Below are 8,226 nucleotides of genomic sequence, written 5' to 3'. Positions count from 1 at the left end.
AGCCGTGATCACACCAGCCACACCATGATCATCTCACCTGCGACCAGCAGTTACGGGACAGCCCTTACCTCTTCGTAAAAACCCGTATTCGCTGCGTGAAGGTTGGGCGTAGGCTCGGGCATATGCACAGTGAGGTTTCCTCGACGGGCGGGGCACGGCAAGGTCAGGAGGCCGGGCGCGCAGGGGCGGGAAGGAGAAGCGGGACGCGATGAACGACAGCATGATCACCCTTCCCTGGCACGTCGTCCGGCAGGACGACAACGGCAACCGGTACAGCGTGGGCCGCTACGCCACCCGCGCCGAAGCCCAGAAGATCGCGGACAGCCTCGACGGCCCGGACACCCAGCTGTACTGGGTCGAGCGCATCGACCGGAACGGCGACGGCGAGGACGAGGACGACTGACCCCTTCGCCGCTCCCGCTCCCGCTCCCGTAGGCTCCGGCGCATGACCGAACCGATCGTGGTGGTGGGCGCCGCCCTTCTCGACGGCGGCCGTCTGCTCGCCGCCCGCCGCAGCGCGCCCCCCGAGCTGGCCGGACGCTGGGAGCTGCCCGGCGGCAAGGTGGAACCGGGCGAGCGCCCCGAGGACGCCCTGGTGCGCGAGCTGCGCGAGGAGCTGGGCGTCGAGGCCGAGGCCGTCGAGCGGATCCCGGGCAGCTGGCCGCTGAGGGCGCCGTACGAGCTGCGGGTGTGGACGGCACGGCTGTGCGCGGGATCCGCCGGGCCCGAGCCGCTGCAGGACCACGACGAGCTGCGCTGGCTCGCGCCGGACGAGATCTGGACCGTTCCCTGGCTGGAGCAGGACGTGCCCGCCGTGCGGCAGGTCCTCGCCCGTCTCGCCGCCGGCTCCCGCGCGTGAGGAGCAGCCCGGGCGGGCCGTCGGAACCCGCGTGCCGCAGGAGGCGCGGGATGCCGGAGACGGCGCGGAGGATACCGACCCCCGGACATGGGTACTCGCCCCTCGAGTCCGTACGACCGTGAGCGGGTGTGCCGACCTGGGAAGTGATCGGCGTGATCAAGACCGACGGGCACTGCGCCGAGTGGACCTTCCCCGCGGATCCCGGCGCGGTGCACGACGCCCGTGCCGCCGTCCGCGGCCAGTTGCGCGGCTGGAATCTCGCCTCGCTCGGCGACACCGCGGCCCTGCTGGTGAGTGAACTGGTCACCAATTCCCTGCAGCATGCCGCCGGCCCCATCGGCGTCCGGCTGCTGCGTCCCGAGGGCCTGCCGAAGGTGCTGCTCGTCGAGGTCTCCGACCCGTTGCCCGAGCCGCCCCACGAGCGTCCGGCCCGCTGCGACGAGGAGGGCGGACGCGGCCTGCAACTGGTGGCCTCCGTCTCCCGCCGCTGGGGTACCCGGCCCGGCAAGGACGGCAAAACGGTCTGGTTCGAACTCGCAGTGCCGCGGTGAGCCGGACAGTCCCGCGACCTTCACGCACGCACGCCGCCGCCGGTGTGCCCGAGGACGCCCCCCGGGCGGACGCAGGTGGCCGATGACAGTTGTGCGCGAGTGGGATTCGGCAGGGTCTTGCCTGGTTAGGAGACTGTTTGGTGTTGTCACGGACCAGACCGAAAAGCATCGGGACGGCCCTGTGATCGTGAACACCGTGTTGCGCGGCGCCGTAGTGCAGGATACTGCGGGCAGCCGCCCCCGGTGACCGGTGCCGGACGCGGTGAGCTGGAGGGGACGGTTCGCGTGAGCGAGATACCAGCGAAGGCCACGGAGTCCGAGGACCCGTCGGACGGCGCAAGGACGGCATCCGTGGGCGGCGACTCGGCCGACGGCGCGCCGCCCGCGGACGCGATGTGGCAGAGCAGCCCGCCCGGCTCGATGTACGACTACATCAAGGCGGCCTCCTTCTCCATCGGTCCCGACGGCCTGGTCGACCAGTGGAGCCTGCGCGCCGAGCAGCTGTTCGGCATCCCCGCCGAACGCGCCGTCGGACTGGATCCCATCGAGGCCTTCGTCGACGCCGACCTGCGCGAGCGGAGCCGGCGCAAGATGGCCGAGATCCTCGACGGACGGGAGTGGACCGGAGTGGTCCCCTTCCGGGTCCCGGACGACGGAACCGGCCGGCGCGGCGAGGACGGACTCGCCGAGATCTATGTGATGCCCACCCGGACCGCCGAGGGCGAGAGAGCCGCCGTGTGCATCGTGGTCGACGTCCGCACCCTACGGCGTATCGAGACCGACCTCGCCGCCTCGCAGGCGATTTTCGGTCAGTCCCCCTTCGGATTCCTGCTCATCGACACCGATCTGAAGGTCCGCCGGGCCAACGAGCGGTTCGCGTCCATCTTCGGCGGCACCCCGGACGACCACCGCGGCAAGGGCGTCCACGACTACCTGCCGCGCGGCGAGGCCGAGCGGGTCGCCGCCACCCTGCGCCGGGTGCTGGACAGCGGCGAGGCCGTCACCGACCTGCACGTCACCGGTTTCGTGCCCGGCTCGGACGAACGCCGCCACTGGTCCGTCAACCTCTACCGCGTCCACAGCGGAAGCGGACGCCCCATCGGCATCGCCTGGCTCGGCACCGACATCACCGCCCGCCGTGCCGCCGCCCGCGAGGCCGCCGCCGCACGACGCAATCTCGCCCTTCTCAACGACGCCGGCGCCCGCATCGGCAACTCCCTCGACCTGGAGACCACCGCGCGCCAGCTCCTCGACGTCGTGGTCCCCGGCTTCTGCGACCTGGCCACCGTCGACCTCTACCAGGGCCTGCTGGCCGGCGACGAGACCGCGCCCGGACTCGCCGACGGCAGCGCCGAACTGCGCCGCGTCGCCTTCGCCAGCGCCGTCTCCGACGCGCCGCTCACCGGCACCGGCGCCCCTGTCGAACTCGGCTCCGTCCACCGCTACCCCTTCAACTCGCCCTGCGCGGACGCCCTGCGCACCGCCCGCCCGGTCACCGTGCCCGGCGAGGAGGGCGACCTGGTGCAGTCCACCCTGGCCGTTCCGATGGTCGCCCAGGACACCGTCGTGGGGCTCGTGCAGTTCGCCCGGGCCAAGGGCAGCGAGCCGTTCGGCGACCGCGACCGCGACCTCGCCGTGGAACTCGCCGCACGCGCCGCCGTGAACATCGACAACGCCCGCCTGTACCGGCGCGAGCACGAACGCGCGCTGATACTCCAGCGCTCCCTGCTCCCGCCCGGCGACCCCGAGGCCGCCGGCCTCGACATCGCCTGCCGCTACCTGCCCGGCAGCGCGTCCGGAGGCCGGGCCGGCGAGGTCGGCGGCGACTGGTTCGACGTCATCGAACTCCCCGGCCACCGCACCGCGTTGGTCGTCGGCGACGTCATGGGCCGCGGTCTGCGCGCGGCGGTGGCCATGGGCGAACTCCGCACAGCGGTACGCACCCTGGCCCTGCTGGACCTGGAACCGGCCGATGTCCTCACCCATCTGGACGAGATCGCGCGCGGTCTCGGCGCCCCCGGCGGCGTCCGGCAGGCCACCCGCGCCGCCCGCCGCCCCCGCGAGGCCGAACCCTCCGAGGTGTACCTGGCGACCTGCATCTACGCGGTCTACGACGCGGTGACGCGCCGCTGCACCTTCGCCAACGCGGGCCATCTGCCTCCGGTCCTCGTGCAGCCCGGCGAGTCCGCCCGGATGCTGGAGGTCCCGCCCGGGATGCCGCTCGGCGTGGGCGGAGAGCCCTTCGAGGAGGTGGAGGTGGAACTCCCCGAGGGTTCCCTCCTCGCCCTCTACACGGACGGCCTGGTCGAATCCCGCGACCACCCCCTGGACGAGGGCCTGCAGGCCTTCGTCGGTGCCCTCACCGACCCGGCCCGCCCGCTGGAGGACGTGTGCGACCACGTCCTGAACACCCTCGGCTCCCACCACCGCGAGGACGACATCGCGCTGCTGATGGCCCGCGTCCAGGGCCTGCCCGCCGAGGCCGTCGGCGACTGGGTCCTGCCGCGCGAGCCCCGCAGCGTCGGCCACGCCCGTGAGTACGCCCGCGCCCAGCTGGCCGCCTGGGACCTCGAGCAGCTGACCGACACCACCGAACTCCTCGTCAGCGAACTGGTCACCAACGCCCTGCGCTACGGCGAGGGAGAGATCAGACTCCGCCTCCTGCTCGACCGCACGCTGGTCTGCGAGGTCTGGGACGCCGGCCTCGTCCAGCCGCGCCGCCGCCGTGCCCGCGACACCGACGAGGGCGGCCGCGGCCTCCAGCTCGTCGGCCTCCTCAGCGCGGCCTGGGGCTCCCGCCGGACCCCGCACGGCAAGACGGTGTGGTTCGAGCTGCCGCTCCCGGACAGCGGCAGCACCCTCATGGACCCGGCCGAGGCGATGCTGGAGCTGTTCTAGATGCCGGAGCTGTTCTAGAGGCGGTGCACCGGGGCCGAGGTGTCGACCCAGTGCCAGTTGACGGGCGCCCAGGCCTTCTTGAGGGCCGTGCGCTGCCTGGCGTAGGCGCGCAGGGCGTTCTCCACGGCCGCCGCGAGGCCGGAGAGGTCGTCGGGAGCGGGCACGCGCAGGACCAGGTGCTGCTTGCGGTGGACCAGCAGCAGGTCGCCCTCGGGCGAGCAGGCGGTGAGGGTGAAGTGGACCAGTGGTTTGAACGGCTTGGCCGCGGTGTCCAGCCTGGCACGCAGCACACCGGCCTTGTTCCAGGCGTAGAGACCGTAGCGGTTGAGGTGGAAGACCCGGCCGCGGCGGGGGTCGGAGGCGAGGGTGAAGCAGAAGCCGGTGAAGGGGCTGTCGTGGTACGCGTCCAGGCCCTGCAGGCGTCCGGTCATCTCGCCCTGGTCGTCGACGAGGGCGAACAGGAACGGCCGGCCCCGGTTGCCCGAACGGAAGATCTTGGCGAAGACGGGAACGACGAACAGGTCGTCGGCCAGGGGCACGGGCCGTCCGAGCCGTGAGTCGCGCCACCGCGACAGACGGTCCTCGTCGGCGACCGGTTCGGTCAGCGCGGGCCGGGGGCGGTGGTCCCGGCCGACCGGCCTGCCCTGGTGGTGGACGTGGGACTTCAGATCGTCGTCACTCTGATGGGCGGGCTCGGGATCGAGCGAGGCGATCGCCTCGATCACGGGCCGGCTGCCGGGGGTTAGAGCACCGTCGGTGAAGCCGACGATGTTGGCGAGGGAACTGCCGTAGCCCCAGACCCCGTACTCGGAAACGGAGCACAGCAGACGCCCGGAGGGCGTGACACCGATCGACCCGGCGAAGCCGTTGCCCGGTGTGAACTCCTCGAAGGGACGGTGGTCGTTCGAGTCGTACGTGGCGAGCACCCGGCTCAGATCCGGCGCGATCAGGGTGGTGCGGTCCGGGCGGGCACTGACGGCGAGGGTGCCGTCCGGCAGCACGCACAGGTTGATGTCGCTGCCGTTGGCCACGGCCGAGGCGGTCTTGTCCCCGTAGGAGGGGCAGCACAGGGCGCTCGCCAGCACCTCTCCGTCCGCGGAGTACCGGGTGATGATCCGGTACCCGAAGTTGGCCCGCGCCGGATCCTGCTCGTCCTCGGAGACCTCCCAGGTGTGCCGGTGCACGCGGTACAGCGCGTACACGTCCCCGTTGGGGGCGGCCACGACATCGTCGGCTTCCACGCCCCACCCCTGGGAGTAGAGCCTGGTGAGGTCTATGCGGTGGGTGTCCACCAAGGTGCCCGGCAGAGTCAGCGGAAACGTCTGAACCATGCGGCTCATTGTGCGAGGCGCCACTGACAACGACAGCGGCTCCGCCACCGACCGCCGCGGCGGGGTCCCACGGCGGCCCGCTGCGCACCTTTGACGATTGACAGGAGGAACCGGTCACCGATGCTTCCCAGGTCTCCAGCCGTGCGGCCTGCGGGGCGACGGCGCAGCGGGCCTGAAGATGCGGCAGCGTGGTGCCGAGCGCCATGTCGATCGGACTGGGAGACCACTCGAGCCGCCGCACATCCTCCAACAGATCCTCGCCCAGGTCTGCGACACAGCCCCCGTCGTCGGAGCCGGGAGAACCATGGCGCGGAATGGTGGCACTCACGCGTACTTATCTCATGTGGGGAATTCTCCGCACCAGTTGCGTCCGAGGAGGGTGGCGGGCAGGTACTCGGACTCGACCTCGATGGGGAAGCCCGCGTCGTGGGCGAAGCAGGCGATGGCGAGCGGAGCGAGAGCGACGAGACCCGAGGCCTGGAAGGCCCGGCTTTCCTCGGTCCAGTACTCCTTGTGCCACTGAAGGGCGTTGGCGAGTGCCCGGTTGAAGCCGTCGTGGTCCTTGCGGATGAAGCGGTGGAACATCTCCATCGGCGGGTACAGCAGTTTTCCCGCCGTCTCCGGGTCAGTGGCGACCGCCGGGTCGGTGCCGTCGACCGCGGCCACCAGCTTCGAGCCGAGATCCTGGCCTCCGAGCCAGTAGGTCTGGAGGGTGTCGACCCAGGCGTAGTGGTATGCGTCGGAGCGTGAGCCGTTCTCCCGCAGCAGGGAGATGGGCACATGGCACAGGGCGGTGATCCTGTCCCGTTCCCGGCACACCACGGCCAGGTAGAAGGCGGTGATCCAGCTGCCCGGGGTCACATACCACTGCGGACCGGTGGCCTGAAGCGTGCGGTCCTTGTGCGCGATGCGGCACTGCACATGGTCCTCGGTCGTGGTCGCGGCGGCGAACACGGCGGAACTGACCTGCATCGCGGTGACCCAGGCGTCCCAGGTGGGGAAGAGCGATGCCCGCGGGTCCAACAGGCAGCGGGACTTGGCCAGGGTGAGCGTAAGGCTCTGAGCGTCGCCCAGCCTGGTGGAGCGTTCTTCCAGACCGTTGATCAGCTTCTGCGCGTTCCCCTGGAGCACGGCGAGGCCTTCTTCCGCGTTCGCTGTGGGCAAGGGGGGGCGGGGGATGATTGCGACCAACGCTCTTCTCCTTAGAAGATCTTGAAGTATTTGAGCTCGGCGCCAGCATACTTACCGTCGTTCTCAACAGCCTGAACGAGGACGTACCGCAAGGTCTTGTTTTCGATGCCCTCTCGGATTTCTTCAGCGTACTTGGCGTCTTTCGGGGAGAAGATGGCGCGGTCGTCCATGTCGGCCAGGATCGTACGAACGTACTCGATTGTCCCCTGCTTCACCATGGTGCCGCGATCGCGTTCACCGTTTCCTTGGCGCCATTCCAACTTTGCGTTGGGGCCCTTTGCCTCGACGATGATGAGGTTGCCGTCCTTATCGCGCCAGAGCTGGTCGAACCTTTTCGAACCGTTGGCTGTCTCGGGAAGATCGGTGATCTCGCTGGCGCCCTCGAACTCCTTCTGCAGGAGCATGTGCCGACGTGCGGCTTCTTCACCGAGGATTTCACCGAGCTTGCTGTTGTTGGGAACGCCCTCACCGACTACCTTGTTGAAATTCTCCTGCGCATCGGCGAGCGCCTTTGCCGTCTCGGCACTCGGGGTTTCCTCGAATGCTTTTTCGGCATTTGTCAGTTGCATGCCTGCTATGCGCTTGGCTGAAACCTCATCGAGGTGCTTGAGGTTCTCCGGGGGTACCGTGTCCCGGCCCCTCTCCAAGGGGGTGAGATGGTACTTCTCCGGGTTCGCGTACGGCATGTCGTCGGCGGCCATCCAGCCGCCACCCGGCTTCTCGACGAGCTTCGGCAAGAGCTGACCGTCGACCATTTCTTCAGCATTGTTTCGCTTGCCGGGCCCTCACTTGTCGTAGTACTTCGCACGCCAGACTGGGTCCTCGTTGGCCAGCCGAACGTGCTCGCGGGTGATCGCTGCCCTTTCCTCGGGCGTCCGCTCGCTGGCCGGCTTCTCGCGGGCAGCCTCGTATTCCGCGCGGTGTTTGGCTGCTTCGTCCGCGTTGCGAGCGGCATCGTCCATGCTGGGAACAGCGTCGTCCAGACCGCTTGGGTGGGCGCTGCTCGTCGAGGGAGGCTCATGGTGGCCACCACCCGTGCTCGGGCCGTCGGCGTGGGTGCCACCCGTGGATGAAGGCTCGTGGTGGCCGCTTGTGCCCGGGCCATCGGTGGACGGCGTGTCCGTATGGTTCGCACCCGTGCTCGGCGTGTCATTGCGGCCGCCGCGGAAGGTGTTGTCCAGTTCGTTCGTAGGCATGTGGTCGCCCACGTGGCCACCGGGCATGCGGTCTGTTGTGCCGCCTGGAGTCGTATCCGGGCGGCCTGTAGGCAGGTCGTCTCCGATTCGGCCGGGGTTGTTCAGGTCGTTGCCGAGGCGGCCGGTGTCGCCGAGGTCGGCGTCCAGGCCGTCGCCCAGGCGGATGTGCCGGCCGGCCTGCTCGGCGGTGTGGGTGCCGG

At 70.0% G+C, this 8,226-nt stretch carries 7 protein-coding genes and 1 pseudogene; 4 read left to right on the top strand and 4 right to left on the bottom strand.

Features of this window, described 5'->3' with window-relative positions; genetic code table 11:
- The first annotated feature begins 208 nt into the window (after positions 1-208).
- From CCN35_RS14255 to CCN35_RS14240, 4 genes are all read left to right on the top strand, one after another.
- Complete coding sequence (locus CCN35_RS14255) at positions 209-403, top strand: SPOR domain-containing protein (RefSeq protein WP_067400079.1); 195 nt, start codon at positions 209-211, stop codon at positions 401-403.
- Positions 404-445: 42 nt separating this feature from the next.
- A complete protein-coding gene (locus CCN35_RS14250; RefSeq protein WP_067400076.1) occupies positions 446-859 on the top strand; it encodes a (deoxy)nucleoside triphosphate pyrophosphohydrolase in 414 nt (137 codons plus the stop codon).
- A gap of 128 nt (positions 860-987) precedes the next feature.
- Complete coding sequence (locus tag CCN35_RS14245) at positions 988-1,410, top strand: ATP-binding protein (protein WP_067400073.1); 423 nt, start codon at positions 988-990, stop codon at positions 1,408-1,410.
- 285 nt (positions 1,411-1,695) lie between these two features.
- Entirely contained in the window at positions 1,696-4,308 is a 2,613-nt protein-coding gene (locus tag CCN35_RS14240; protein ID WP_067400070.1) for a SpoIIE family protein phosphatase, read from the top strand.
- Between the two features lie 14 nt (positions 4,309-4,322).
- Here CCN35_RS14240 and CCN35_RS14235 read toward each other — a convergent pair whose 3' ends face one another.
- From CCN35_RS14235 to CCN35_RS28390, 4 genes and pseudogenes are all read right to left on the bottom strand, one after another.
- A complete protein-coding gene (locus CCN35_RS14235) occupies positions 4,323-5,639 on the bottom strand; it encodes a hypothetical protein (RefSeq protein WP_086792934.1) in 1,317 nt (438 codons plus the stop codon).
- A 339-nt stretch (positions 5,640-5,978) separates the two neighbouring features.
- Entirely contained in the window at positions 5,979-6,770 is a 792-nt protein-coding gene (locus CCN35_RS14230; protein WP_086792932.1) for an immunity 49 family protein, read from the bottom strand.
- Positions 6,771-6,841: 71 nt separating this feature from the next.
- Entirely contained in the window at positions 6,842-7,585 is a 744-nt protein-coding gene (locus CCN35_RS14225; RefSeq protein WP_086792930.1) for a hypothetical protein, read from the bottom strand.
- Positions 7,586-7,615: 30 nt separating this feature from the next.
- A pseudogene (locus CCN35_RS28390) lies at positions 7,616-8,226 on the bottom strand (hypothetical protein); the annotation flags it as partial.

Origin of the sequence: Streptomyces thermovulgaris, from assembly GCF_002155915.1 — a bacterium.
GTDB lineage: Bacteria > Actinomycetota > Actinomycetes > Streptomycetales > Streptomycetaceae > Streptomyces > Streptomyces thermovulgaris.
The sequence above is the reverse complement of the archived record's forward strand: the minus strand, read 5'-3'. Positions and strand labels throughout refer to the sequence as shown.

Bases quoted from the DNA above. Each gene is read 5' to 3' on its own strand.
- CCN35_RS14250 (WP_067400076.1), top strand. From the start codon at position 446: ATGACCGAACCGATCGTGGTGGTGGGCGCCGCCCTTCTCGACGGCGGC.
- CCN35_RS14255 (WP_067400079.1), top strand. From the start codon at position 209: ATGAACGACAGCATGATCACCCTTCCCTGGCACGTCGTCCGGCAGGAC.
- CCN35_RS14225 (WP_086792930.1), bottom strand. From the start codon at position 7,585: ATGGTCGACGGTCAGCTCTTGCCGAAGCTCGTCGAGAAGCCGGGTGGC.
- CCN35_RS14235 (WP_086792934.1), bottom strand. From the start codon at position 5,639: ATGGTTCAGACGTTTCCGCTGACTCTGCCGGGCACCTTGGTGGACACC.